Source organism: Tropicibacter oceani, assembly GCF_029958925.1.
GTDB classification, from domain to species: Bacteria; Pseudomonadota; Alphaproteobacteria; order Rhodobacterales; family Rhodobacteraceae; genus Pacificoceanicola; species Pacificoceanicola oceani.
In genome coordinates this window covers 3,314,212-3,338,543 of the sequence record NZ_CP124616.1, presented here as the reverse complement: position 1 = coordinate 3,338,543, position 24,332 = coordinate 3,314,212, and the positions used below count along the sequence as shown (strand labels likewise).

Here is a 24,332-nt window from a genome sequence, read left to right as displayed (position 1 = left end):
CGGGTGTGCCGCGTTCCTGGCGGGGCGTCGGGGGTGGTTTCGCCGCGCTTTGCGCGGCGACCGGCCGAGGGGGCTTTGCCCCCGGACCCCCAGGATATTTGAAGCAAGAGGAAGCAGGGGCCCTGCGCGTCAGTCGGCGGTTTCGATCTGCAGGGTCTGGCGCAGCTTGCCCGTGGCGCGGTCGAAAATCAGGATCTGGTTGTCGGCGGTGACCACCGCGTACCAGTCGGATCCTTGGGTATAGGCGCTGGCCTGGGCGCCCGATGGCAGGGTGATCACCTCTGGCAGCGGGGCGCGGGCGTTGCTATAGCGGTGCCAGATCAGGCCGAGGATCAGCACGATCCCGGCAATCATCACGGCCGTCAGGACCGTCACCAGCAGCCGCAGAAAGCGCAGTTGGGGGGGCTCGGGCAGATTTTCCTCGGGCTCGACAGGAGAGGCCATGACAAAGCTTTCCGTGACAATCGCGGCCGATCCGCCGCCGCGCCTTGATAAGGCGCTTGCGCGCGATGTGCCAGAGCAAGCGTCGCTGTCGCGCACCCGGCTGGCGCGGTTGATCGCCGAAGGGGCGGTGACGCAGAGTGGCGCGGTGTTGGACAACCCCAAGGCGCGGGTCGAGGAGGGCGATGTCATCGAGATCACCTTGCCCGAGGCGCAGGATTATGACGTTGTGGCGCAGGCCATTCCGCTGGACATCGTTTACGAGGACGAGGCGCTGATCGTGGTCAACAAGCCTGCGGGCATGGTGGTGCATCCGGCGCCCGGCTCGCCGGATGGCACGCTGGTGAACGCGCTGTTGCACCACTTTGACGGCAAGCTGTCGGGGGTGGGCGGGGAAAAGCGGCCCGGCATCGTGCACCGCATCGACAAGGACACCAGCGGGCTGTTGGTGGTGGCCAAGTCGGACAAGGCGCATCACGGGCTGGCCAAGCAGTTTGAAAAACACACCGCCCGGCGGGCCTATTGCGCGGTGGTGCATGGGGTGCTGGACCGGGGCGATCCGCGTTTGATGGGCGCCCGCGGTGTATCGGCGGGCGAGGCCGGAGAGATCGTGATCACCAGCGGGCTGGCCCGTCACAGGACCGACCGGCAACGGCAGGCCGTGTTCTTTGAGGGGCAGGGGCGCCATGCGGTGACGCGGGCGCGGGTGCTGGAGAGCTTTGGCAAGCCGCCCGTGGTCTCGATGGTGGAATGCCGCCTGGAGACCGGGCGCACGCATCAGATCCGGGTGCACATGGCGCATGCGGGGCATGGGTTGATCGGGGATCAGACCTATGGCGGGCGGCGCAAGCTGTCGGAAAAGGCGCTGGGGCCGGTGGCCTATGCGGCGGCGACGGGCTTTGGTCGGCAGGCGCTGCATGCGGCCGAGCTGGGCTTTGTGCACCCCGAAACCGATGAGGACATGCTGTTCGAGGCGCCCTTGCCGCAGGATATGGCCGATCTTCTGGCGGCGCTCAGAACCGCGCCTTGATCGACGGGTTTGGGGCTGATTAAGACCGTCGGGGGTGTCTGCCCTGGGGGTCTGCGGTGCGTTTTTCTTGACTTTACGTCATGCAATCGTGTATGAATGGTGTCAAATCTGAACTTCAATCCATGCCTGATCGCATGACTTTGCGGTGACTGACATGAAGTGCACGAGCACGTGAGGCCGCTGACATAATGGTTTCACCGACGGAAACTTGTCTTAACTTCGTATCAACGATTGTCGGCCAAGAGGGTTGAAACCCCGCATCGGCCTTCTTATTTCGATGTTAAGCGCCGTAACATCAGGCGTCCCAAGAGGGAGAGTGACATGAGCAACTATGCAAATCTGCCGGCGCCGTCGCCGGAGGCGGGCCTGAGCCGTTACTTGCAGGAAATCCGCAAGTTCCCGCTGCTGGAACCCGAAGAGGAATACATGCTGGCCAAGGCCTGGGTGGAAAAGGAAGACACCGAGGCCGCGCACAAGATGGTCACCAGCCACCTGCGTCTGGCCGCCAAGATCGCCATGGGCTATCGCGGCTATGGTCTGCCGCAGGCCGAGGTGATTTCCGAGGCGAACGTGGGCCTGATGCAGGCCGTCAAACGCTTTGACCCCGAAAAGGGCTTTCGCCTGGCGACCTATGCCATGTGGTGGATCCGCGCCAGCATCCAGGAATACATCCTGCGGTCCTGGTCTTTGGTGAAACTGGGCACGACCAGCGGTCAGAAGAAGCTGTTCTTCAACCTGCGCAAGGCCAAGGCCCGCATCGGCGCGCTGGAAGAGGGTGATTTGCGCCCCGAGCACGTCCAGCGCATCGCCACTGATCTGGGTGTGACCGAGGATGAGGTGATCAGCATGAACCGCCGCATGTCGGGCGGGGATGCGTCGCTGAACGCCACGGTGGGCAGCGCCGACGAAGGCAGCATGCAGTGGCAGGACTGGCTGGAAGACGAAGACGCCGACCAGGCCACCGATTACGCTGAACGCGACGAGCTGGAGGCGCGCCGCGCCCTGCTGGTCGAGGCGATGGATGTGCTGAACGATCGCGAAAAGGACATTCTGACCCAGCGCCGCCTGGCCGATCAGCCGGTCACGCTGGAGGATCTGTCCAGCGTCTATGACGTATCGCGCGAGCGTATTCGCCAGATCGAGGTGCGCGCCTTTGAAAAGCTGCAGACCCGGATGCGGGAGCTTGCGAAAAAGCAGGGCATGCTGACCAGCGCGTGATCGCCGCTGCCAAAGACTTTCCCTCAAGAACCCCTCGTGCCGCAATGGCGCGGGGGTTTTTTTTGCGGGTAGCAGGCGGGACCTTAGGCGTTTGTGCCTTGTGGCGGCGACACAGGGCGGTAACCTGATTGCGGTATCATCACCGGAGGAACAGATGACCGATCATGTACGCTGGGGCATTCTGGGGGCTGCGAAATTCGCGCGCGAACACATGGGGCCGGCGATCCACAAGGCGCGGCGGGGGCGGCTGGCGGGGCTGGCGACCTCGAGCCTGTCCAAGGCGTTGCCCTTTACCGAAATGGCGCCGGGCGTGTTGATCTTTGACAGCTATGAGGCGCTGCTGGACAGCCCCGAGATCGACGCGGTCTATCTGCCCTTGCCGAACCATCTGCATGTCGAATGGACGCTGAAGGCGCTGGAGGCGGGCAAGCATGTGCTGGTGGAAAAGCCGCTGGCGATGCAGGCCGAGGGCTTTGACCCGGTGATCTCGGCGCGCGATGCCAGTGGGCTGCTGGCGGCCGAGGCCTATATGATCGTGCATCACCCGCAGTGGCAAAAGGCGCGCGAGCTGGTGCAGGGCGGGGCGATTGGCAAGCTTGTGCGCGTCTCGGGCGCGTTTTCCTATGACAATCGCGCGGACGCGGCAAACATCCGCAACAAGCCCGAGACCGGCGGCGGCGCCATCCCGGACATCGGTGTCTATATCTATGGCGCGACCCGTTTTGTGACGGGGGAGGAGCCGCAGGAGATTCTGTCGACCGAAATCGTTCGGGAAAACGGCGTCGATGTCTGGAGCCATATCACCGCGCGGTTCCCGACGTTCCACTATACCGGCGTGGTCTCGATGCGCATGGCGCCGTGGCAGGACATGACCTTTCACGGTGAGGGCGGGCTGCTGCGGCTGACTGCGCCCTTCAACCCGCAGGTTTACGGCGAGGCGCGGATCGAGCTGCACCGCCCGGGCGGCGAAATGGTCGAATACCGGTTCCCGGCGGCGAACCACTATGTGGCGCAGGTCGAGGCGTTCAACGCCAGCGTGCTGGATGGGGTGGAGTATCCCTGTCCGCTGGAATTCTCGCGCGGGACGCAGGCGATGATCGACATGGTCTGGGCCAAGGACCGGGGCTAGGGACGGGTGCGGCGCTGGTTCCTGTCGGAACCTCGCCCCGCCCACCGTCCCATCGGGGCGTCAGTCGCCGATGGCGATGACCACCTTGCCGGTGGATTTGCGGCTGCGCAGCAGCTCCATCCCGTCCAGCGCCTGGTCCAGCGGCAGGACGTGGCTGACATGGGGATGCAGGCGGCCCTCGGCGTGCCAAGCCATCAGCTGTTCCAGCGATCCGGTCAGCACCTTGGGTTTGAAGGCCAGGTAACCACCCCAATAGAGCCCCAGCACCGAGAGGTTCTTGACCAGCAGGTGGTTCGCCTTGATCTGCGGGACCTCGCCGCTGGCGAAGCCGATGGTCAGGATGCGGCCCTCGGGGTTGCAGGACCGGAAGGCGGCGGTGAACTGGTCACCGCCCACCGGATCATAGATCACGTCTGCGCCGCCAAGGGTTTTCATCTCGGCGCGGATGTCCTGGGTGCTGGCGTCGATCAGGTGATCGGCCCCGGCGGCGCGCGCCGCCTCAAGCTTGTCCGCGCCGCGCGCGCAGGCCACGACCCGCGCGCCCATCAGTTTGCCGATTTCGACGGCGGTCAGCCCGACGCCGCCCGCGGCGCCAAGCACCAGCAGGGTTTCGCCCGGTTGCAGCCGCGCCCGGTGGTCCAGCGCCACATGGCTGGTGCCATAGGCGATCTGAAAGGCCGCGGCGTCGGTAAAGGACATCCCGTCCGGCAGTTTCACCGCGCGGCCCGCATCAAAGCAGCCGACCTCGGCCAGCCCGCCCTGACCGCCGTAGACCGCAACCCGGTCGCCAATGGCAAAGCCCGACACCCCCGGCCCGATGGCCTGCACGGTGCCGGCCACCTCCATCCCCATCACGAAGGGCAGGGCAGGGGTGTCCTGGTAGGTGCCTTTGAGCATCAGAAGATCCGCAAAGTTCAACCCACAGGCGGAAATCCTGAGTTGCAGTTCGCCCTGAGCGGGTTCCGGAACGGGTAGGTCAACCAGCTGCGGGGGGGATTCGAATGATGTCAGGTGCAGCGCGCGCATGGGGTCTCCGATCTTTTCGGGCGAAGGTTCCCCAAAGTCATGGTTTATTCAAGGGGCTAGCTCTGTTTTCCTTACGTATACATTAACGATGCCTGCGCAACTTTATGGCGAATTGAGAATAACTTTACCATCATCACAGGTTCTTACTTCTTGATTTTTGATATATGTATGCGGTACTCATCTGCGGATAATTCCGTGCTAGATGGGATCGGGCCGCAAACCTTGGGGGCTGCAACCGCCTTGGTCGGGATGGTCGGGCGAAATAGAATAGGATTTTAATGATGGCGCATCCGGTAGACGTTCATGTGGGTAAGCGTATCCGCCACCGTCGGTGGCTGGTCGGCATGACTCAGCAGCAACTTGCCGAGCACGTCGGGATCAAGTTTCAGCAGATTCAGAAATATGAAACCGGCGCCAACCGCGTCAGTGCCTCGCGGCTTTGGGACATCGCGGATGCGCTGGACGTTCCGGTCAGCTTCTTCTTCGAAGGGATCGAGGCCGAAGAAGGCGATGTTGCCGCCAAGTCCGAAAATGTCCCGGCCGACATCCTGGGCGACAAGGAAGCGCTGGATCTGGTGCGGTCGTACTACGCGATCCCCGAAAACCAGCGTCGCCGGCTGTTCGAACTGGCGCGCGTTCTGTCTGACGTGGCTTGAGCCGCGTCTTTCCCTGCGGTAGCTCTGACGAACCTGAGCACCGGAGGGAAGATGGCTGCCTTATCTGAAGAACTGGCGCACGAACTGATCGAGATCGCCCATGCCTTGGCGGATGCCGCGGGCAAGGTGATCCTGCCCTATTTCCGTGCGCCGGATCTGACCTCGGACAACAAGTTGGCCGGTGGTTTCGACCCTGTCACCGCAGCGGACCGAGAGGCCGAACAGGCGATGCGCGCGGTTCTTGCGGCCCGTCGGCCGCAGGATGGCATCCTTGGCGAAGAATTCGGAGCCCTGGCCGGCAGCAGCGGGCTGACCTGGGTTCTTGATCCCATCGACGGCACGCGCGGGTTCATTTCCGGCACGCCGACCTGGGGCGTGCTGATCGCGGTGTCGGACGATACTGGCCCGATCCTGGGCGTGATCGACCAGCCCTATATGGCCGAACGCTTTATCGGCGGGTTGGGGCAGGCCAGGTGTATCGCGCCGCGCGGCACCAGCCCGCTTGCGGCGCGGCAGACCCGGACGCTGGATCAGGCGATCCTGTTCACCACCTTCCCCGAGGTCGGCACCGCCGAAGAGGCAGCGGCCTTTCGGCGCGTTGCAGGCCAGGCCAGGCTGACCCGCTATGGCATGGACTGCTACGCCTATGCGCTGCTGGCGGCCGGGCAGGTCGATCTGGTGATCGAGGCCGGGCTGAACCCCTATGACATCCAGGCGCCCATCGCCGTGATCGAGGCCGCAGGCGGTATCGTCACCGACTGGCAGGGCGGCAAGGCGCATGACGGCGGGCAGGTTCTGGCCGCCGCGACCCCGGCGCTGCACGCCCAGGCGATGGATTTCCTGAACGCCGCGGGCTAAACCGACAGCGCGGCGCGTCCTTCCCCTTTTCTGGCGCTGCGCTTTTTTGTGTTCCGAAAAGGGGTTCTCGACGAGGCCCCTCACATGTCCGAAATCCTGATCCGCAACGCCCAGACCGTCCTGACCATGGACGACACAGAGCAAGAGCTGTCCGGCGTCGATATCCGCCTGCGCGGCGGGATCATCGCCGAGATCGGCCCGGGCCTGCACAGCACCGGCGAGGTGATCGATGCGGGCCAGTGCATCGTCACGCCGGGCCTGGTGAACACGCACCACCACCTGTACCAGACCCTGACCCGCGCGGTGCCCGGCGGGCAGGACGCGCTGCTGTTCGGCTGGCTGAAAACGCTCTATCCGATCTGGTCGCGGTTCGGCCCGGACGAGATGTTCATTTCCGCCCAGATCGGCCTGGCGGAACTGGCGCTGTCGGGCTGCACCATGTCCTCGGACCATCTGTACCTGTATCCGAATGGCGCGCGGCTCGACGATACGATTCACGCCGCGGCCGAGGTCGGCCTGCGCTTTCATCCCACCCGCGGCGCCATGAGCATCGGCGAAAGCGCCGGCGGTTTGCCGCCTGACGCCCTGGTCGAGGACGAGGCCGCGATCCTCGAAGACTGCATCCGGGTGATCGACGCTTTCCATGACTCCAGCGACGGCGCGATGGTGCGGGTCGGCGTGGCGCCCTGTTCGCCGTTTTCGGTGTCGCGCGAATTGATGCGCGATGCCGCCCTGCTGGCGCGGGACAAGGGCGTGATGCTGCACACCCACCTGGCCGAAAACGACGAGGACATCGCCTATTCCCAGGCGCAATTCGGCTGCCGCCCCGGGCAGTACGCCGAAGATCTTGGCTGGACAGGCGATGACGTCTGGCACGCCCATTGCGTCAAACTGGACGGGCAAGAGATTGATCTGTTTGCCAAAAGCCGAACCGGGGTCGCGCATTGCCCCTGTTCCAACTGCCGCCTTGGCAGCGGCATCGCCCCGGTCCGGGCGATGCGCGATGCGGGCGTCAAGGTGGGGCTTGGCGTCGACGGGTCGGCCTCGAACGATGCGGGCAACCTGATCGCCGAGGCGCGCCAGTCCATGCTGCTGCAACGGGTCGCGCGCGGCGCCGACGCCATGAGCGCGCGCGAGGCCCTGCGCATCGCCACACGCGGCGGCGCCGAGGTGCTGGGGCGCCATGACTGCGGCCAGATCGCGGTCGGCAAACGCGCCGATCTGGCGCTCTGGGATGTCAGCGGCATCGAAAGCGCCGGAAGCTGGGACAAGGCGGCCTTGTTGCTTGCAGGTCCGACGCGGGTGCGACATCTTTTGGTCGAGGGCCGAAGCGTTGTACGCGACGGTGCCATCGTCACATTCGACCTGTCTCAGGCGATTGTTAAACAGAATCGCCTAGCCTTGGCTTTGGCGGAACAGATCTAGAGGGTTGTCATGCGCTACGTGCTGGGGCTTTTGCTTTGTCTTTCCTTGATGCCGGTGACGGCCAGCGCGCAGCAGGTGCGCCAGATGCTGAACGGGCTGCGCGCCGAGGCCGGGCTTGGCCCGGTGACGCCTTCGCCGCGGCTGGAACAGGTGGCGATGGATCACGCCATGGACATGGCGCGCAACGGGTTCTTCGGGCATGTGGGCAGCGACGGGTCAAAGATCATGCAGCGGGCCAAGCGCAGCGGCTATGACGCCTGCCTTGTGGCGGAAAACATCGCCAAGGGTCAGAAAAGCCTGACCGAGGTCATGGGCGGCTGGGCCAAATCGCCCGGGCACCGCAAGAACATGTTGCTGGCGCAGGTTACGGATTACGGTCTGGTGCGCGGCCCTGGTGACATCTGGGTGATGGTCCTGGGCCGCCCCGGCTGCTAACCTTTCAGGCGCTGCCCGGCCACGTAGGTCGCTGAAATCGCGCGGTCATCGCCCATCATGATGGTCGGGAAAAGCGCCTCGAACAGGTCGTCGGCGCGCGCCGCCCGCTGGGCGATCGCGGGGGTCGAGGCAAGGTCGAGCACGGTGAAATCCGCCTCCAGCCCTTTGGCCAGGTTGCCGAACCGGTCGTCGACCTTCAGCGCCCTGGCCGAGCCTTGCGTCGCAAGCCAGATCAGCTGCGCCGGATGCAGCGCATGGCCGCGCAACTGCGAGATTTCATAGGCCGCCGCCATCGTCCGCAGCATCGAAAACGACGATCCGCCACCGGTGTCGGTGGCCAGCCCCACCCGCTGCCCTTCGGCGATCAGGCCGGCCATGTCGAACAGGCCGGACCCGATGAAGGTGTTCGAGGTCGGGCAATGGATCAACGCCGCGCCGACCTCGCGCAGGCGATCCCGCTCGCGCGGTTCAAGGTGGATGGCATGGCCGTACAGGCCGTTTTCGCCCAGCAGGCCATGGGCCTCGTAGGTGTCCAGATAATCGCGGGCCTTGGGGAACAGCTCCTTGACCCAGGCGATTTCGTCCAGCTGCTCGCTCAGGTGGGTCTGCATCAGGCAGTCGGGGTGTTCGGCCCAAAGCGCGCCGAGGGCCTGCAACTGCTGCGGCGACGAAGTGGGCGAAAACCGCGGTGTGATCACATAGGATGCCCGTCCGCGCCCATGCCATTGGCGCAGCAGCGCCAGGCTGTCGTCATAGGCGCTTTGGGCGGTGTCGCGCAGCCCGTCGGGGGCATTGCGGTCCATGCAGGTCTTGCCGGCAAAAATCCGCATGCCGCGCGCCTCGGCGGCCTCGAACAGGGCCTGTACCGATGCGGGGTGGATGGTGCAGTAGCTGCACACCGTGGTGGTGCCGTTGGCCAGCAACAGGTCCAGGTATTGCCCCGCGATTTCAGCCGCATAGCCGGCATCGCCAAAGCGCATTTCCTCCGGGAAAGTATAGCTGTTCAGCCAGTCGATCAGCCGCTTGCCCCAGCTGGCGATGATGCCGGTTTGGGGGTAATGGGCGTGGGCATCGACAAAGCCCGGCAGGATCAGCCCGTCGCCATGATCGGTGATCCGGGCGCCCGGGTGACGCGCCCGCAGCGCATCGGCCGGCCCCAGGTCCGCGATGCGCCCCTCCTGCACCAAAAGCGCGCCGCGCCGTTCATGGCGCACCGCAGCCGGCCCCTGATCAAAGGGATCGGCGGCAAAACTCAGGGTCTGGCCCAGATGCAGGCGGGCTTGGCTCATGGATCGGCTCCGGTTGGAAACGCGGTCAGAGTAGGCCCGCAAAAGACAAAGGTAAATTGCAGCTTTGCTCTGTTTCTTGCCCGCGCGATGGCATAGCCTGATTGCCGATCAGCCGGAGCAGCAGCGCCGGAAAAACCCGCATAAAAGGGGACGTGAGCATGGTGGAAGACGCCCGGGACAAGGCCCCCGAAACCGATCAGGACGAAGACGCCTATGCGCTGGACCGCAAGGCCGTCGCGCAGATCCTCTATGCCGTCGACATCGAGGACCGCGACAGGCTGATTGCCCTGATGGACCCGCTGCACGCGGCCGACATCGCCGACCTTCTGGAACAGATCAACGCCTTTGACCGGATGCGGCTGATCCGGCTTTACGGCAAGGAATTCGACGGCGACATCCTGTCCGAACTCGACGAATCGATCCGCGAAGAGGTGATCGGCATCCTGAACCCCGAGGTTCTGGCCGACGCCGTGCGCGAACTGGATTCCGACGATGTGGTCGACCTGCTCGAAGATCTGGACGAACCGCAAAAGGCGGCGATCCTGGAGGTTCTCGAAGACAGCGACAGGGTCGCGGTCCAGAAATCGCTGACCTACCCCGAATTCTCGGCCGGCCGCCTGATGCAGCGCGAGGTGGTCATGGCGCCCGAACATTGGAATGTCGGGGAAACCATTGATTACCTGCGCAATTCCGACGACCTGCCGGACCAGTTCTACCATGTCATCATGGTCGATCCGAAACTGCGCCCGGTGGGCAACGTGACCCTGGGCAAGCTGATGGGATCGCGCCGCGAGGTGCTGCTGCGCTCGTTGATCGAGGACACCTTTCACGTCATCCCCGTCACCCGCGACGAAGGCGAGGTCGCCTATGCCTTCAACCAATACCACCTGATCTCGGCCCCGGTGGTCGATGAAAACGAACGGCTGGTCGGGGTGATCACCATCGACGATGCCATGGCGGTGCTGGACGACGAACACGAAGAGGACATCCTGCGCCTTGCCGGTGTCGACGAGGAAAGCAGCCTGTCCGACCGGGTGATCGAAACCACCAAGCGGCGCTTTCCCTGGCTCGCGGTCAACCTCGTGACGGCGGTGCTGGCCAGCCTCGTGATCTCACGCTTCGAAGAGGCGATCACCCAGGTGGTGGCGCTGGCGGTGCTGATGCCGATCGTCGCCTCGATGGGCGGCAATGCCGGGACGCAGTCGCTGACGGTGGCGGTGCGCGCGCTGGCCACCAAGGACCTGACCACTTCGAACCTGTGGCGGGTGATCCGCCGCGAGGTGCTGGTCGGGGTGATCAACGGGCTGGCCTTCGCGCTGGTCATGGGGGTCATCGGGGTGCTCTGGTTCGGATCTCCGGCGCTTGGCGGGGTGATCGCTGCCGCAATGGTGATCAATCTGGTCGTGGCCGGGCTGGCAGGGATCGTGATCCCTGTCATGCTGGAAAAGGTCGGGGTGGACCCGGCCCTGGCCTCGGGCGCCTTCGTGACCACGGTCACCGATGTGGTTGGCTTCTTTGCCTTCCTCGGGCTGGCGGTCATTGTCCTGCTGTAACCTTGGGGGCGCCATGTCCTTGGACGAACAAAAGAAAATCGCCCGCGCTGCGGCCTTTGCCCGCCGCAAACAGGCCTTTGAGCTGCACCGCCCCGGCGCGGCCGGCAAACTGAGCGAGCTTCTCGCAGGCTATCGCGGCGCGGCGCTGTCCGGTTACATGCCGATCCGCACCGAGATCGATCCGCTGCCCGCGATGGAGGAAGCCTCTGCCCACGGCCCGGTTGCCGTTCCCGTCATCCAGGGCGCGGGCCTGCCGCTGAAGTTCGCCCGGTGGGAGCCGGACTGCCCCCTGATCGACGGCCCTTTCGGGGCGCGCATCCCGCAAACCCTCGACTACCTTGAACCGGAATTGCTGATCGTGCCGCTGGTCGCCTTCACCCGGCAGGGCGGGCGCCTGGGCTATGGCGGCGGCTTTTACGACCGTACACTGGAAGCGCTGCGCGCAAAACGCCCGACCCTGGCCATCGGCTTTGCCTTCGCCGCCCAGGAAGACCCGGACCTCCCGCTCGAGCCGACGGACCAGCCGCTCGACCTGATTGTGACCGAGTCCGAGATCATCCAGCCCGGCTGATCTTCCAATTGCCAAAAATATCCCGGGGGTTTGGGGGCAGAGCCCCCATTCCCTTTCATCCGATCACAAGGCACGCCAGCCGATGTCGCGGCGGCAGAACCCTTCGGGCCAATCCACCGCATCCACCAGCGCATAGGCCCGCGCGCGCGCCTCGGCCAGGGTTGCGCCGCGCGCCGTGGCGTTCAGAACCCGCCCGCCCGAGGCCGTCACCTGGCCGTCCTTCAGGGTGGTGCCGGCGTGGAACATCATGTGCGCGCTGTCCTCGGGGATATCGTCCAGCCCTCTGATCACGCTGCCTTTATCATAGTCCCCGGGATAGCCATTGGCGGCCAGGACAACGGTCATGGCGTGATCGTCGGCCCAGTTGACCCGGGCCTCGGCCAGCTTGCCCTCGGCGCAGGCCTGCATCAGGTCCAGCGCCTGGGCGCCCAGTCGCATCATCAGCACCTGGCATTCCGGATCGCCAAAGCGGGCGTTGTATTCGACCAGGCGCGGCTGGCCGTTTTCGATCATCAACCCGACGTACAGAACCCCCTGGTAGGGCGTGCCCCGGCGCGCCATTTCGGCCATGGTCGGGCGCACGATCTGGTCCAGCGCCTTTTGGGTGACGGCCGCGTCCATGATCGGGGCAGGGGAATAGGCCCCCATGCCGCCGGTGTTCGGGCCGGTGTCGCCTTCGCCGACGCGCTTGTGGTCCTGAGCGGTGCCGATGGGCAGGCAGGTTTCGCCGTCGACCAGCACAAAGAACGACGCCTCTTCGCCGGTCATGAATTCCTCGATCACCACTTCGGCGCCGGCACCGCCAAAGGCGCCGCCGAACATGTCGTCGATCGCCGCCTCGGCCTCGGCCAGGGTTTCGGCGATGATCACGCCCTTGCCCGCGGCCAGCCCGTCGGCCTTGACCACGGTGGGCGCGCCGGTGGCGCGGACATGGGCCTTGGCTGTTTCGGCGTCGGTGAAATGACCATAGGCGGCGGTCGGGGCCTTGGCCGCGTCGCAGATTTCCTTGGTAAAGCTTTTCGAGGCTTCCAGCCGGGCGGCTTCGGCCGAGGGGCCAAAGACCAGAAAGCCGGCCTCGCGCAGGCGGTCGGCGACACCGGCGGCCAGCGGCGCCTCGGGGCCGATGATCACCAGGTCGATGGCGTTCTCGCTGGCAAATTCCGACACGGCGCCGCCATCGTTGATGTCCAGCGCCGCGCATTCGGCGATCTGGGCGATGCCGGCGTTGCCGGGGGCGACGATCAGCTTGTCGCATTTGGGGTTCTGGAGGGTCGCCCAGGCCAGGGCATGTTCACGGCCACCGCTGCCGAGGATGAGGATGTTCATGGGGCACTCTCCGATTGTCCGCTTTGGGGTGCTTTTAGACAGGCTGAGCGGCAAGGGGAAGGCGGGTTTGGGGCTCTGCCCCCGCGCCTGCGGCGCTCCCCCGGAGTATTTGTGCCAAGAAGAAGCGCAGGGCGGGTTTTTTGTGGCTTTTGCTTGGGCTAAAAGAGGGGCGAACCATGGGGGCGGGGATGTCTGATCTGATCGACGACGGCGAGGCGGGCAATACGCCGGAATTTTCGGTGTCCGAGCTTTCGGGCGCGGTCAAGCGCATGATCGAGGGCGAATTCGGGTTTGTCCGGGTGCGCGGCGAGGTCGGGCGCGTGTCGAGGCCGCGGTCGGGGCATATCTACCTGGATCTCAAGGATGATCGGTCGGTGATTTCCGGGATCGTCTGGAAAGGCGTGGCGGCGCGTCTGGACACCCAGCCAGAAGAAGGCATGGAGGTGGTGGCCACCGGCCGCATGACGACCTTCCCCGGCCAGTCCAAGTACCAGATCGTCATCGAGGACATGCGCCCGGCGGGCATGGGCGCGCTGATGGCGATGCTGGAAAAGCGCAAGGCGCAGATGCAGGCCGAAGGGCTGTTCGATCCGGCGCGCAAGCGGGCCTTGCCCTATCTGCCCGATGTGATCGGGGTGGTCACGTCGCCCAGTGGGGCGGTGATCCGTGATATTCTGCACCGCTTGCGCGACCGGTTTCCGCGTAAGGTGCTGATCTGGCCGGTGGCGGTTCAGGGCAAGGCCTGCGCCCCCGAGGTGGCGCGGGCGATCGAAGGGTTCAACCGTTTGTCGCCGGGCGGCGCCTTGCCCCGGCCCGATCTGCTGATCGTGGCGCGCGGGGGCGGATCGGTCGAGGATCTGTGGGGATTCAATGAGGATATCGTCGTTCGGGCGGCCGCTGCCAGCCAGATCCCGCTGATTTCCGCCGTGGGCCACGAGACCGATACCACTCTGATCGACTACGCGTCGGACCGGCGGGCGCCGACCCCGACGGCGGCGGCCGAGATGGCGGTGCCGGTGCGGCTTGAACTGTTGTCCTGGGTCGGGGAGGCCGGTGCGCGGATGACCCGCGCCATGGGCCAGCGCATCGACATGCGCGGCCAGCGGCTGCGCGATCTGTCGCGCGCCTTGCCCCGCCCCGAGGACCTTCTGGAAGGGCCGCGCCAGCGGCTGGACGTGATGGGTGACCGGCTGCCGGCCGCCCTGACGCGGCTGGTGGACCGGCGGCGCCTGCAGCTGTCCGAACAGGCGGGCAGTCTGCGGCCTGTGGTGTTGCTGCGTGCGATTGCCGCCGAGCGCGCCCGCAGCGCCGATCGCGGCGCGCGGCTGGCCCCGGGATTGCAGCGCCTGGTGCAGGTGCGGCGCGAGGCGCTGGCGCGGCGCATGGACCGGCTGAGCCTGCGTCCGATCCAGCGCGAGATCGCGGCGCAGGGTGACCGCCTGGCGGCCTTGTCGCGGCGCATGGAGCAGGCCCACAACGGCCGATTGGCCGAGGCCCGCCGCAGGCTGGAAGCCGTGGACCGGCTGCGCGAGACCCTGGGCTACCGCGAAACCCTGCGCCGTGGCTATGCGGTGGTGCATGGCGACGGGCATGTTCTGACCACGAAAGCCGCGGCGGCGGCGGCCTCGGGGCTGGAAATCGAATTCGCCGATGGCAGGCTGAAGATCGGCGGCGGCGCCGCGCCCAAGCCGGCGGCCAAGGCAAAACCCAAGCCACCTGAGCAGGGCAGCCTGTTCTAGGCCACAAGGGCGGCAAGCGACTTCATGTCTCGAATGGACAGGCTTCCCTTTTCTGCTGCGCTCGCATAAGCTTTTTCTGCAATGCTGCATGAAGGGGGGAGCCCATGGCCGAAACGGACAAGCCGCTGCTGATCAAACGGTACGCAAGCAGGCGCCTCTACAATACGGAGACCTCGGATTACGTGACGCTCGAGGATATCTCGGGGTTCATCCGGGATGGGCGCGAAGTGCAGATCGTCGATCTGAAATCCGGCGATGACCTGACGCGGCAGTACCTGCTGCAGATCGTCGCCGAGAACGAAAGCAAGGGCCAAAGCGTCCTGCCGATCAACGTGCTGACCGATCTGGTGCGCAGTTACACGACCCAGGCCGGCACCATGGTGCCGCAATTCCTGGCCGCCTCGTTCGAGGCTTTCCAGAACAGCCAGTCGAAATGGGTCGAGAACATCAACCAGATCAACCCGATGGCCAAGATGCCGGGTTTCGAAGCCATGCAGGCCCAGCAAGAGGCGTTCCTGAAGGCGATGACCGGCGGGATCGGCGGCAAATGGCCCGCGCCGGGCGATGAACCCGCGCCCAAGGAAGAAGAAGACCTGGACGCGATCAAGAAGCAGCTGGGCGAGCTTCAGGAAAAACTGTCGAAGATGGGCAAATAGCCGATCCGGTGACAGGGTGAAAACAAGACATAAAGGCGGGGTTGTCCCCGCCTTTTTTGTTGCTCTGCCGCCGGTGCAGGGCCTCAGGTGCCATAGGCGCGCAGCGGGCCCATGACCTGTTCGGCGGCGCGGGTCAGCACACTGGCCACCCAGTCGCAGTCCTGCAGGGTCAGGCGGGCGGGCAGGCGGGTATCACAGGCCCGCATGAGCATGGCGCGGGTCTGCGGCAGCTGCGGCATTTCGGGCATGAACTGCCAGTTCCAGAAGGCCCGCGCGTTGTCGGTGGTCATGCCAAAGACCTGGACCTTGACGCCCTCGGCCGCGGCGGCCTGGACAAAGGCCTGCACCTCTGCGTCGCTCATCCCTTCAAGATTGAACTGAAGCGAGTCCGGCGCGCGCTCTTCGGGGGGCAGGCTGGGCGGCACGGCGATCCAGGGGCTGCGGGCGATGGAGTGGGCGACGTGGTCGTGGTTGCGACGGCCATCGCGCACGCGGCGCGGGATCTCGGCCAGCTGCGGCCGGATGATCGCCGCCGACAGGTTGCCAAGGCGCAGGTTGTACAACGGCAGCTTGTTCTGCCAACGCGCAAAGGCCTGTTCCAGCGCGGCGGAATTGTCGCCGGGGGTCAGGTGTTTGGCCCACATGTGTTCATAGGCGCCGGACATGATCACGGCGCGGGCAACGATTTCGGCGTCGTCGGTGATCAGGATGCCGCCTTCGCCCGCGTTCAGCAGCTTGTAGCTTTGAAAGCTGAAACAGCCGATGCGCCCCAGCGTCCCGATCTTGCGCCCGTTCCAGGTGGTGCCCAGCGAATGCGCGGCGTCCTCGATGACGGGAATGCCGCGCGCGTCGCACAGCGCCATGATCGCGTCCATGTCCGAGGTATGGCCGCGCATGTGGCTGATGATCACCGCGCTGACGTCCTCCAGCCGGGCTTCGAAATCGGCCATGTCGATGCGGTAATTCTGCGCCACTTCGCACAGCACCGGCACGCAATCGGCATGCACCACCGCCGAGGGCACCGCGGCAAAGGTGAACCCGGGGATCAGCACGCGCGCGTCGCGCGGCAGGTCCAGCGCCTTGAGCGACAGGAAAAGCGCCGCCGAACAGCTGGACACCGCAAGCGCGTATTTCACCCCCATCTCGCGGGCGAATTCCTGCTCCAGCAGGGTCACGGGCGCGTCTTGCGGTGCGGTATAGCGGAACAGGTCCCCCGAGCGCAGCAAGCGGTCAATCTCGGCGCGGGCGGTTTCGGGGATCGGTTCTGCGTCATGCATGTTTGGCGTCATGGTTTTCACTTTTCCGAATTCAAGTTTTCGGAAATGTAAATTGAATGCGCGGGTAGGCCAAGCCTTTTCCGCCGCCCGGGGGCGACGGATTGCGGTCAGCTGTCTTTGGGAAGGATTTGGGAAAGCGACGGCGCCTAAAGGCCCAGCTTGTCGCGCAGCGCGTACCAGCTCATCGCCAGGGCCAGAAGCGGGCTGCGCATGCCGACCCCGCCGGGAAACCGCGGGCTGGGCAGGGCGGCAAAGGCATCAAAGCCCGCCGACTGGCCGCGCACGGCCTCGGCCATCAGGCGCCCGGCCTGGACCGCATTGCCCAGACCATGACCGGAATAGCCCGAGGCGCTCAGAACCCGGTCGCCCAGGCGGGCCAGATAGGGCATGCGCTTCATGGTGATGGCCAGGGTGCCGCCCCAGGCATAGTCCAGCTTGACGTCGGCCAGATGCGGGTAGATCTCCAGCATGGGTTTGCTGACAACCGCGCGGATATCGCGCGGAAAGCGATAGCCATAGCTTTCGCCGCCACCAAACAGCAGCCGCCCATCGTGGCTGAGCCGGAAGTAGTTCACCACAAACCGGTCATCCGCCACCGCCACATCGCGGCGCAGAACCTCGGCGGTGCGTGCGCCCAGCGGCTCGGTGGCGACGACAAAGTTGTTTATCGGCATGACCCGCGCCGCGACCTGCCGGTCCAGCCCGCCAAGATAGCCGTTGCAGGCCAGGATCAGGTGATCGGCCTCGACATGGCCGCCGCCGGTGGCGATGCGCAGCGGGCTGCCCTGGCGGATGTCATGCACCTCGGAACGTTCATGGATCCGGACCCCGGCCTGCTCGGCCGCGCGCGCCAGGCCAATCGCCAGGGCCAGCGGATGCAGATGCGCGGCGCCCATGTCCAGAATGCCGCCGCAATAGGCCGGTGACGGGCAAAGCCCGCGAAACGCCTCGGCGTCAAATGTTTCCATCGCATAGCCATAGCGCCGCGACATGTGGTCGGCATAGTCATCCAGCTCGCGCCGCGACGCCTCCGACGAGGCCGCCCAGGCAACGCCATCCTTCAGATGGCACGCGATGCCGTAGCGGTCGACCAGCCCGCGCACCAGAGCCTTGGCATCCTCGCCCAGGTCCCAGAACTGCCGGGCGCGTTCAACCCCGACCAGCTTTTCCAGCTTGACCTGGTCCAGCCGCTGCCCTGACCCAAGCTGCCCGCCATTGCGCCCCGAGGCACCAAACCCGACCCGGTGCGCCTCCAGCAAAACCACGTCCAGCCCCGCCTCGGCCAGGTGCAGCGCGGCCGACAACCCGGTATAACCGGCACCGACCACGCAGACATCGGCCTTGGTCGCCCCGGCAAGCGGCGCAAACCGCGGCAGCGGATCGACCGTCGCGGCATACCAGCTGTCAGGGTATTCTCCCTTGCGATCATTGGCGTAAAGCAGGTTCATGGCAGGGCCTTTCGCTTCCAGTTGCCCGAAATATCCCGGGGTCTGGGGCAGAGCCCCAGGAACGACACCCCGGGTCCAGCCGCACCGGCCCGGGTGGGCATCAGGCCTAGACGTTCATCAGCAGGTGCTCACGCTCCCAGGGGCTGATCACCTGCAGAAATTCCTCGTATTCCGACCGCTTCACCCCGATATAGACCTTGGCGAATTCCTTCCCCAGCACCTCGTGCAGGGCGGTGGCCTCTTCGAACATCTCCAGCGCCTGGCCCAGCACCTGCGGGATGTCGCCCTCGCCCTCGTAGGCATCGCCGCGCAACTGCTTGGATGGGCGGCGTTCCTCCATCAGTCCCAGATAGCCGCAGGCCAGCGAAGCCGCGATTCCCAGGTAGGGGTTGCAGTCCATCCCCGCCAGGCGGTTTTCCACCCGGCGTGCGTTGGGGTCGGAAATCGGGATGCGGATCCCGGTGGTACGGTTGTCGCGCCCCCATTCCAGGTTGATCGGCGCGGCGTGGTCCTTGACGTAGCGCCGGTAGGAATTCACATAGGGCGCCAGCACTGCGATGGCCGACGGCAGGTATTCCTGCAGCCCCCCGATAAAGTGGTAAAAGGCGTCGGTTTCCCCGCCCTGCGGTCCGACAAAGATGTTCTGCCCGGTCTCGATATCCAGGATCGAGTGGTGGATGTGCATGGCGCTGCCGGGTTCGTCGGCGATGGGTTTGGCCATGAAGGTGGCAAAACAGTTGTGGCGCAGCGCCGCCTCGCGGATCAGGCGTTTGAAATAGAACACCTCGTCCGCCAGCTTGACCGGATCGCCGTGCCGCAGGTTGATTTCCAGCTGCCCCGCGCCGCCCTCCTGGGTGATGCCGTCGATCTCAAAGCCCTGCGCTTCGGCGAAATCATAGATGTCGTCGATGACCGGCCCGAATTCGTCCACCGCCGTCATCGAATAGGCCTGACGCGCCGCCGCCGGGCGGCCCGAGCGGCCCATCATCGGCTCGATCTCCTTGGCCGGGTCCAGGTTGCGCGCCACCAGGAAAAACTCCATTTCCGGCGCGACCACCGGTTTCCAGCCCTGCGCCTCGTACAGCGACACGACGCGTTTGAGCACGTTGCGCGGCGAAAACGGGATCGGCTTGCCCTTGCGGTCAAAGGCGTCGTGGATCACCTGAAGCGTCCAGTCCCCGGTCCAGGGCGCCGCGGTGGCGGTGCTCATGTCGGGGCGCAGGATCATGTCGCGTTCCAGGAACCCGACGTCCTCGGCGGCTTCCTCGCTCCAATCGCCGGTGATGGTCTGGAAAAAGATCGAATCGGGCAGGTGGAAATAAGCCTGGCGTTCGAATTTCGAGGCCGGCACCGCCTTGCCCCGCGCAATGCCGGGGAAATCCGAGATGATGCATTCGACTTCGTCCAGGCGGCGCCCCTCAAGGTATTCCTGCGCGGCCTTGGGCAGTTTTTCCAATAGATCGTCGCTCATGACAGGCTCCTTTCGCGGAAGAACCGCGCGAATTGGCGGGCGATATCGGCGCTGTTCAGCGGCGTGCCCATTCGGGCCATGGCGGCGTCCAGCTGGTCATCGGGCACGACACCGCGCCCGCGCGTCTCGATCAGGCCCTGGATGAAATCGTCACCGTATTCGGGATGCGGTTGCAGGCTATAGGCCTTGCCCGGATAGACCAGCGCCGCGTAGGGGCAAAAATCGTTCGAAGCCACGACCTCGGCGCCTTCGGGCAGTTGCGTCACCTGATCCTGGTGCCAGGCCTGAATGGTGCGGGGGCCTTCGGGGAAATCATAGACCTGCGGGCCAACCGCCCAGCCGCCCTTGTATTTCTCGACCTTGCCGCCCAGGGCCTGCGCCATGATCTGATGGCCAAAGCAGACCCCGATCAGCGGCCGGTCCGCCGCGACGATCTGGCGGATCAGCTCTTCGAGGCGGGGAATCCAGGGCAGGTCCTCATAGGCCCCGTGGCGCGATCCGGTGATCAGCCAGCCATCCGCCGCCTCGGGGCCTTCGGGGAATTCGCCATCGACCACCGACCAGCGGTCAAAGTCGAACCCCTGATCGGCCAGCAGGCGTTCGAACATGTCGGGATAGGTCCCGTGCTTGTCCAGAAGGGTGTCAGGGGTCAGGCCGGTTTGCAGGATACCGATTTTCATGGGGCACCGTTGGTCGTGAAAAGGTGGGTGTGTCCGTTCAGGTCACACCGTATCGAGATAGACTTCAATCTGTTCGGGGCCGGAAAGCTCGGCCATGTAGCGAAGTTCCTGTTTCTTGGTCAAAAGCAGGTTGCGGATCAGGTATTCGGGGAAGATGCGCGGCATGATCTTGCTGTTTTCAAAGGCCGCGATGGCCGAGGCCCAGTCCGTCGGGATCTGCGGCAGGTCCAGCGCATAGGAATTGCCGGTGATCGGTTCGGGCGGCATGACGCCATCCTCGATGCCGTTCAGGGCCGCACCCAGCATGGCCGCCACCGCCAGATAGGGGTTCACGTCGCCGCCCGCCACGCGGTGCTCGATCCGCCGCGCCACCGGTGCGCCCGAAGGAATGCGGATCGCCGAGGTGCGGTTTTCATAAGCCCAGCAGATCCCGGTCGGGGCATGGGCATCGGGCACCAGCCGGTCATAGGAATTCTGGTGCGGCGCAAAGATCAGCGTGCTGTCGTGCAGCGCGTCCATGCAGCCGGCCACCGCATGCAGCAGCGCATCGGTGCCGCGTTCGGTGCCATCGTCAAAGATGTTCTTGCCCTTGTCGTCCAGCACCGAGAAATGCGCATGCATGCCGCTGCCGGCGTAATCGTCATAGGGTTTCGCCATGAACGAGGCCGCAAAGCCGTGGCGCCGCGCCAGCCCCTTGACCAGCATCTTGAACAACCAGGCGTCGTCGGCGGCGCACAGCGCGTCGGACTGGTGCATCAGGTTGATTTCGAACTGTCCCAGACCGGCCTCGGAAATCGCGGTATCGGCCGGGATGTCCATCGCCTCGCAGGCCTCGTAGAGGTCGGTGAAAAAGGCGTCAAAGGCATCCAGCGCCCGGATCGACAGGATCTCGGCCGCCTTGCGCCGCTTGCCCGATCGCGGCGCGACCGGAACCTGCAGGTTCCGGGTGCTGTCGTCGATCAGAAAGAACTCCAGCTCGACCGCGACCACCGGCGTCAGGCCATGGGCCTTGTAACGGTCGACGACGCGGGCCAGCGCATGGCGCGGATCCCCCTCGAAGGGGCGGCCGTCCTCGTGGAACATCCAGATCGGCAGCAGCGCGGTGGGCGCATCCAGCCAGGGCATCGGCACAAAGCCGCGTTCCGTTGGCAGCAAGACCCCGTCGCGGTCCCCGGTTTCGAAGACCAGCGGGCTGTCGTCGATATCCTCGCCCCAGATGTCCAGGTTCAGCGCCGACATCGGAAAGCGCGTTCCGCCCTCGACAGCCTTTTCGGCATAGCGCGACGGGATGCGCTTGCCGCGCGCCACCCCGTTCAGGTCACAGGCAGCAACGCGGATGGTCCGCACTGCGGGGTTTTTGCGCAACCAGGTGGAAGGTGCGGACATGGAAAGCCTCTCGAGGTGATCGGGTCAAGGTCAGGGTAATTTGATCAAATTAGTAACGCCGCGCGCCTGTTCTGGCAAGCGACGTGAAAGCTCAGCGCAGGATGGTGGGCCTCAGCTTGATCCGGCGGCGCGCCTCTTGTGGAAGATGGCGATTGAGACGGCGGTTTACCACTCCGAAAAAGCCGATGACCGTCAGGGTCAGCAAGATGAAGAACCCGGCCAGGATCGGATAGGGCACAAAGGGGTTGAAGGTCTTGTCGGCAAAGTAGTTGGCGTAATACAGCGCGTCGCCCTTCTGCCGCCAGGCCGGAAAGCCGCTGAAATAGACCAGCGTGGTGGCATGGAACAAAAAGATCGCCTCGTTGGTATAAGCCGGCCAGGCCAGCCGCAGCATGGTCGGCCAGGTGATCTTGCGAAACTTGGCCCAGCCCGAAAAGCCATAGGCATCCGCCGCCTCCAGGTCGCCGCGCGGGATCGACTGCAAGGCGCCATAGAAAATCTCGCCGCTATAGGCGGCAGTGTTCAGGAACAGCACGATCAAGGCCCCCAGCCAGGCCGCGGTGAACACGTCAAAGATCGGCGACACCCCCTTGAGGCTGAGAAACAGGAAATAGGCAAAGAAGAACTGGATGAACAGCGGGCTGCCACGAAACACAAAGATGAACCATTCGCTCAGCTTGCGCAGCACCAACCGGTCCGACGCCTTGCCAAGCGCGGCCGCCGTGGCCAGGAAAAACCCCGATACCAGCGCCAGCAGGCCAAAATAGATGTTCCAGATCATCCCCGACCCGATCAGCGTGACCTGCTGACACAGGGTAAAATTCTCGCGCGGCAAAAGCCGCTCTCCGATCCCAATGGATCGCAGGCCATAATCGGCAATCGTCTCCCAGCAGCTCATTGCCCGGCTCCCGGTTTCTTTGTGCCGAAAATATCCCGGGGGGCGGCTCGCAGAGCCGGGGGGCAGAGCCCCCAGTGCGCCATCGCCATCATGCCGCCTTCCTCTGTGCTTCGCCGCCCAGCGTCGCCTGGCCGTGTGTCAGACGCTTCATGATGCGCTCCAGCACCAGCTCGGACACCCGCGTGAACCCCAGGTAGAACACCAGCAAGGCCAGGAAATACCACATCCGCCAGTCCGGGTGCGGATAGTCGGTGAACCGCGCGGTCTTGGCGCCGCCCAGCTCGCGCGCCCAATAGACGATATCCTCGACCCCCAGCAGGAACAAAAGCGGCGTCGCCTTGATCAGCACCATCCACAGGTTCGACAGCCCGGGCAGGGCATAGACCCACATCTGCGGCACCAGGATGCGCCAGAACGACTGGCGCGGGGTCATGCCATAGGCCTCGGCGGTTTCCATCTGGGCGCGCGGCACCGCGCGCATGGCGCCATACAGCACGTTGGCCGCAAAGGCGCCAAAGACGATGGCAAAGGTCAGGACCGCCAGGAAAAAGCCATAGGTTTCGTGCACCCATTGCGCGGCATTGCCCAGCGGCAGCTTTGCCTCGGCGCAGACCACGAAATCATTGCCCTGGCGGACCGGCTGGTCCCAGTCGGGGCATTTGACCTTGTGGCGCAGCCATTCAAAGCCCTGGTCCAGCGCAATCACGAAGAACAGGAAAAAGGCGATGTCCGGAACGCCGCGCACCAGCGCGATATAGCCGCGCCCCAGCCAGCGAAGCGGCGCGAAATGCGCCCGCGCCGCCGTGGCGCCGCCAAACCCGAACAACAGCGCGACAGGCGCCGTGATCGCCAGCAACAACAATACCGTTCCCACCGACCAGTAGATCGACAGGTGTTTTCCGGTCGTCAGATAGCACGACAGCCAGGACAGGCCGGACAGGGCAGCGGGATCGGTGCAAAAGTCGAACATGGCGCGAAAAAGCAGGGCGGGGTTTTACCCCGCCCCTCCCGTGGTTCAGAACTGGGCGCCCACTTCCCATTTGGCGATCAGGGCGTTCAGGCTGCCGTCATCCTTCATCGACTGGATGGCTGCGTCGAACTTGGCCTTCAGCTCGCCGTCGCTTTCGCGCAGGCCCAGGCCGATGCCACCACCGATCAGCACGTCTTCGCCGACAAAGGACAGGTCCGCCGCTTCGTCCGCGATCGGCGCCAGATAGGCCTTGTCCGCCAGGACTGCGTCCGCCTCGCCGTTGCGCACGGCGGCGACGGTTTCGTCGGGCGATGCGAATTCCACCAGCGTCGCGCCGGATTCGGCCACGTAAGAGGCCTGGATTGTGCTGGCCTGCGCCGCGATCACGCCGCCGGTCAGGTCCACGTCGGCCCCGTCCAGCGCCAGGTAGGCAGAGGGATCGGGCTGGGTGTAGTTCTGGGTAAAGTCGATGACCTCGTCACGCTCGGCGGTGATGCTCATGCCGGCGATGATGACGTCATAGTTGCCCGACACCAGGTTGGGGATGATCGAATCCCATTCGTTGGTGACCCACTCGCAGGTCAGCTCGGCGCGGGTGCACAGCTCATCGCCCAACTCGCGCTCGAAGCCGTCGACTTCGCCGGCATCGTTGATGAAGTTGTACGGAGGGTAGGCGCCCTCGGTGCCCAGGCGCACAACGGAATGGCTTTCGGCCAGCGCCGCGCCGGCGCTCAGGGCCAGAACGGCGGTTCCCAGGATCAGCTTGTTCATTGGTAGTCTCCCTAAAGTATCGTATCTTGCGCTTTGAACGGGCAAGTTTGATGCCCCAGCGTTAAGCGATTTGCGCGCG

Annotated in this window: 23 protein-coding genes; 11 read left to right on the top strand and 12 right to left on the bottom strand. The window is 65.0% G+C overall.

Annotation, left to right across the window (positions count from 1 at the left end):
* Positions 1-129 precede the first annotated feature (129 nt).
* A complete protein-coding gene (locus tag QF118_RS15995; protein ID WP_282300049.1) occupies positions 130-444 on the bottom strand; it encodes a DUF6476 family protein in 315 nt (104 codons plus the stop codon).
* Here QF118_RS15995 and QF118_RS15990 point away from each other — a divergent pair.
* The 3 genes from QF118_RS15990 to QF118_RS15980 all read left to right on the top strand — a co-directional run bounded on the left by QF118_RS15990 (position 443) and on the right by QF118_RS15980 (position 3,818).
* Positions 443-1,471, top strand: a complete 1,029-nt coding sequence (locus QF118_RS15990) for an RluA family pseudouridine synthase (protein WP_282300048.1) — start codon at positions 443-445, stop codon at positions 1,469-1,471. The two genes, QF118_RS15995 and QF118_RS15990, sit on opposite strands and share 2 nt — an antisense overlap.
* A gap of 321 nt (positions 1,472-1,792) precedes the next feature.
* Positions 1,793-2,689, top strand: a complete 897-nt coding sequence (rpoH, locus tag QF118_RS15985; RefSeq protein WP_282300047.1) for an RNA polymerase sigma factor RpoH — start codon at positions 1,793-1,795, stop codon at positions 2,687-2,689.
* 154 nt (positions 2,690-2,843) lie between these two features.
* Positions 2,844-3,818: a Gfo/Idh/MocA family protein gene (locus tag QF118_RS15980; RefSeq protein ID WP_282300046.1), complete on the top strand. Its 975-nt coding sequence runs from the start codon at positions 2,844-2,846 to the stop codon at positions 3,816-3,818.
* Positions 3,819-3,878: 60 nt separating this feature from the next.
* On the opposite strand, the gene QF118_RS15975 is transcribed toward QF118_RS15980, so the two are convergent.
* Positions 3,879-4,844, bottom strand: coding sequence for an NADPH:quinone oxidoreductase family protein (locus QF118_RS15975; RefSeq protein WP_282300045.1), 966 nt, complete (start codon positions 4,842-4,844; stop codon positions 3,879-3,881).
* A gap of 281 nt (positions 4,845-5,125) precedes the next feature.
* Here QF118_RS15975 and QF118_RS15970 point away from each other — a divergent pair, with 281 nt between their 5' ends.
* The 4 genes from QF118_RS15970 (at position 5,126) to QF118_RS15955 (ending at position 8,218) form a co-directional block, all read left to right on the top strand.
* The gene (locus QF118_RS15970; protein ID WP_282300044.1) at positions 5,126-5,500 is read left to right on the top strand and encodes a helix-turn-helix domain-containing protein; all 375 of its coding nucleotides are present in this window, start codon (positions 5,126-5,128) and stop codon (positions 5,498-5,500) included.
* Positions 5,501-5,551: 51 nt separating this feature from the next.
* A complete protein-coding gene (gene hisN, locus QF118_RS15965) occupies positions 5,552-6,358 on the top strand; it encodes a histidinol-phosphatase (RefSeq protein WP_282300043.1) in 807 nt (268 codons plus the stop codon).
* 84 nt (positions 6,359-6,442) lie between these two features.
* Positions 6,443-7,783, top strand: a complete 1,341-nt coding sequence (locus tag QF118_RS15960; protein ID WP_282300042.1) for an 8-oxoguanine deaminase — start codon at positions 6,443-6,445, stop codon at positions 7,781-7,783.
* A gap of 9 nt (positions 7,784-7,792) precedes the next feature.
* On the top strand, positions 7,793-8,218 hold the full coding sequence (locus QF118_RS15955) for a CAP domain-containing protein (RefSeq protein ID WP_282300041.1): 426 nt from the start codon (positions 7,793-7,795) through the stop codon (positions 8,216-8,218).
* On the opposite strand, the gene guaD is transcribed toward QF118_RS15955, so the two are convergent.
* Complete coding sequence (guaD, locus tag QF118_RS15950; protein WP_282300040.1) at positions 8,215-9,507, bottom strand: guanine deaminase; 1,293 nt, start codon at positions 9,505-9,507, stop codon at positions 8,215-8,217. The genes QF118_RS15955 and guaD overlap by 4 nt on opposite strands.
* Positions 9,508-9,665: 158 nt before the next feature.
* Here guaD and mgtE point away from each other — a divergent pair, with 158 nt between their 5' ends.
* Both mgtE and QF118_RS15940 read left to right on the top strand, forming a co-directional pair.
* Positions 9,666-11,060 (top strand): magnesium transporter, encoded by a 1,395-nt coding sequence (gene mgtE / locus QF118_RS15945; RefSeq protein ID WP_282300039.1) that lies wholly within the window; start codon positions 9,666-9,668, stop codon positions 11,058-11,060.
* Positions 11,061-11,073: 13 nt separating this feature from the next.
* Positions 11,074-11,631 carry a 5-formyltetrahydrofolate cyclo-ligase gene (locus QF118_RS15940; protein ID WP_282300038.1) on the top strand — a complete coding sequence of 186 codons (558 nt, stop codon included), beginning with the start codon at positions 11,074-11,076 and terminating at the stop codon, positions 11,629-11,631.
* 63 nt (positions 11,632-11,694) lie between these two features.
* Here the strand turns inward: QF118_RS15940 and purD are convergent, their stop codons facing one another.
* Positions 11,695-12,957 (bottom strand): phosphoribosylamine--glycine ligase, encoded by a 1,263-nt coding sequence (gene purD / locus QF118_RS15935; protein ID WP_282300037.1) that lies wholly within the window; start codon positions 12,955-12,957, stop codon positions 11,695-11,697.
* 188 nt (positions 12,958-13,145) lie between these two features.
* On the opposite strand from purD, the gene xseA reads away from it, so the two are divergent.
* Complete coding sequence (xseA, locus tag QF118_RS15930; RefSeq protein ID WP_282300036.1) at positions 13,146-14,696, top strand: exodeoxyribonuclease VII large subunit; 1,551 nt, start codon at positions 13,146-13,148, stop codon at positions 14,694-14,696.
* A gap of 104 nt (positions 14,697-14,800) precedes the next feature.
* Positions 14,801-15,352 carry a polyhydroxyalkanoate synthesis repressor PhaR gene (phaR, locus tag QF118_RS15925; protein ID WP_282300035.1) on the top strand — a complete coding sequence of 184 codons (552 nt, stop codon included), beginning with the start codon at positions 14,801-14,803 and terminating at the stop codon, positions 15,350-15,352.
* Positions 15,353-15,435: 83 nt separating this feature from the next.
* Here the strand turns inward: phaR and QF118_RS15920 are convergent, their stop codons facing one another.
* From QF118_RS15920 to QF118_RS15885, 8 genes are all read right to left on the bottom strand, one after another.
* Positions 15,436-16,629: a DegT/DnrJ/EryC1/StrS family aminotransferase gene (locus tag QF118_RS15920; RefSeq protein WP_282300034.1), complete on the bottom strand. Its 1,194-nt coding sequence runs from the start codon at positions 16,627-16,629 to the stop codon at positions 15,436-15,438.
* 146 nt (positions 16,630-16,775) lie between these two features.
* Positions 16,776-18,077, bottom strand: a complete 1,302-nt coding sequence (locus tag QF118_RS15915) for an NAD(P)/FAD-dependent oxidoreductase (RefSeq protein ID WP_282300033.1) — start codon at positions 18,075-18,077, stop codon at positions 16,776-16,778.
* A 106-nt stretch (positions 18,078-18,183) separates the two neighbouring features.
* Positions 18,184-19,548, bottom strand: a complete 1,365-nt coding sequence (locus QF118_RS15910; RefSeq protein ID WP_282300032.1) for a glutamine synthetase family protein — start codon at positions 19,546-19,548, stop codon at positions 18,184-18,186.
* Positions 19,545-20,228 (bottom strand): type 1 glutamine amidotransferase, encoded by a 684-nt coding sequence (locus tag QF118_RS15905; protein WP_282300031.1) that lies wholly within the window; start codon positions 20,226-20,228, stop codon positions 19,545-19,547. Before QF118_RS15905 ends, QF118_RS15910 begins: the two co-directional genes overlap by 4 nt.
* Before the next feature lie 42 nt (positions 20,229-20,270).
* Complete coding sequence (locus QF118_RS15900; RefSeq protein WP_282300030.1) at positions 20,271-21,614, bottom strand: glutamine synthetase family protein; 1,344 nt, start codon at positions 21,612-21,614, stop codon at positions 20,271-20,273.
* Between the two features lie 91 nt (positions 21,615-21,705).
* Positions 21,706-22,512 (bottom strand): ABC transporter permease, encoded by an 807-nt coding sequence (locus QF118_RS15895; RefSeq protein WP_282300029.1) that lies wholly within the window; start codon positions 22,510-22,512, stop codon positions 21,706-21,708.
* An 88-nt stretch (positions 22,513-22,600) separates the two neighbouring features.
* On the bottom strand, positions 22,601-23,482 hold the full coding sequence (locus QF118_RS15890; protein ID WP_282300028.1) for an ABC transporter permease: 882 nt from the start codon (positions 23,480-23,482) through the stop codon (positions 22,601-22,603).
* 45 nt (positions 23,483-23,527) lie between these two features.
* Complete coding sequence (locus tag QF118_RS15885; protein ID WP_282300027.1) at positions 23,528-24,253, bottom strand: transporter substrate-binding domain-containing protein; 726 nt, start codon at positions 24,251-24,253, stop codon at positions 23,528-23,530.
* Positions 24,254-24,332 lie beyond the last annotated feature (79 nt).

Excerpts from the sequence above, each read along its gene's own strand:
- phaR (WP_282300035.1), top strand. The coding sequence starts at position 14,801 with ATGGCCGAAACGGACAAGCCGCTGCTGATCAAACGGTACGCAAGCAGG.
- mgtE (WP_282300039.1), top strand. The coding sequence starts at position 9,666 with ATGGTGGAAGACGCCCGGGACAAGGCCCCCGAAACCGATCAGGACGAA.
- QF118_RS15890 (WP_282300028.1), bottom strand. The coding sequence starts at position 23,482 with ATGTTCGACTTTTGCACCGATCCCGCTGCCCTGTCCGGCCTGTCCTGG.
- QF118_RS15905 (WP_282300031.1), bottom strand. The coding sequence starts at position 20,228 with ATGAAAATCGGTATCCTGCAAACCGGCCTGACCCCTGACACCCTTCTG.
- xseA (WP_282300036.1), top strand. The coding sequence starts at position 13,146 with ATGTCTGATCTGATCGACGACGGCGAGGCGGGCAATACGCCGGAATTT.
- QF118_RS15980 (WP_282300046.1), top strand. The coding sequence starts at position 2,844 with ATGACCGATCATGTACGCTGGGGCATTCTGGGGGCTGCGAAATTCGCG.
- QF118_RS15915 (WP_282300033.1), bottom strand. The coding sequence starts at position 18,077 with ATGAACCTGCTTTACGCCAATGATCGCAAGGGAGAATACCCTGACAGC.
- QF118_RS15960 (WP_282300042.1), top strand. The coding sequence starts at position 6,443 with ATGTCCGAAATCCTGATCCGCAACGCCCAGACCGTCCTGACCATGGAC.
- QF118_RS15995 (WP_282300049.1), bottom strand. The coding sequence starts at position 444 with ATGGCCTCTCCTGTCGAGCCCGAGGAAAATCTGCCCGAGCCCCCCCAA.
- hisN (WP_282300043.1), top strand. The coding sequence starts at position 5,552 with ATGGCTGCCTTATCTGAAGAACTGGCGCACGAACTGATCGAGATCGCC.
- QF118_RS15990 (WP_282300048.1), top strand. The coding sequence starts at position 443 with ATGACAAAGCTTTCCGTGACAATCGCGGCCGATCCGCCGCCGCGCCTT.
- purD (WP_282300037.1), bottom strand. The coding sequence starts at position 12,957 with ATGAACATCCTCATCCTCGGCAGCGGTGGCCGTGAACATGCCCTGGCC.
- QF118_RS15955 (WP_282300041.1), top strand. The coding sequence starts at position 7,793 with ATGCGCTACGTGCTGGGGCTTTTGCTTTGTCTTTCCTTGATGCCGGTG.
- rpoH (WP_282300047.1), top strand. The coding sequence starts at position 1,793 with ATGAGCAACTATGCAAATCTGCCGGCGCCGTCGCCGGAGGCGGGCCTG.
- QF118_RS15975 (WP_282300045.1), bottom strand. The coding sequence starts at position 4,844 with ATGCGCGCGCTGCACCTGACATCATTCGAATCCCCCCCGCAGCTGGTT.
- QF118_RS15940 (WP_282300038.1), top strand. The coding sequence starts at position 11,074 with ATGTCCTTGGACGAACAAAAGAAAATCGCCCGCGCTGCGGCCTTTGCC.
- guaD (WP_282300040.1), bottom strand. The coding sequence starts at position 9,507 with ATGAGCCAAGCCCGCCTGCATCTGGGCCAGACCCTGAGTTTTGCCGCC.
- QF118_RS15900 (WP_282300030.1), bottom strand. The coding sequence starts at position 21,614 with ATGTCCGCACCTTCCACCTGGTTGCGCAAAAACCCCGCAGTGCGGACC.
- QF118_RS15970 (WP_282300044.1), top strand. The coding sequence starts at position 5,126 with ATGGCGCATCCGGTAGACGTTCATGTGGGTAAGCGTATCCGCCACCGT.
- QF118_RS15920 (WP_282300034.1), bottom strand. The coding sequence starts at position 16,629 with ATGCATGACGCAGAACCGATCCCCGAAACCGCCCGCGCCGAGATTGAC.
- QF118_RS15910 (WP_282300032.1), bottom strand. The coding sequence starts at position 19,548 with ATGAGCGACGATCTATTGGAAAAACTGCCCAAGGCCGCGCAGGAATAC.
- QF118_RS15895 (WP_282300029.1), bottom strand. The coding sequence starts at position 22,512 with ATGAGCTGCTGGGAGACGATTGCCGATTATGGCCTGCGATCCATTGGG.
- QF118_RS15885 (WP_282300027.1), bottom strand. The coding sequence starts at position 24,253 with ATGAACAAGCTGATCCTGGGAACCGCCGTTCTGGCCCTGAGCGCCGGC.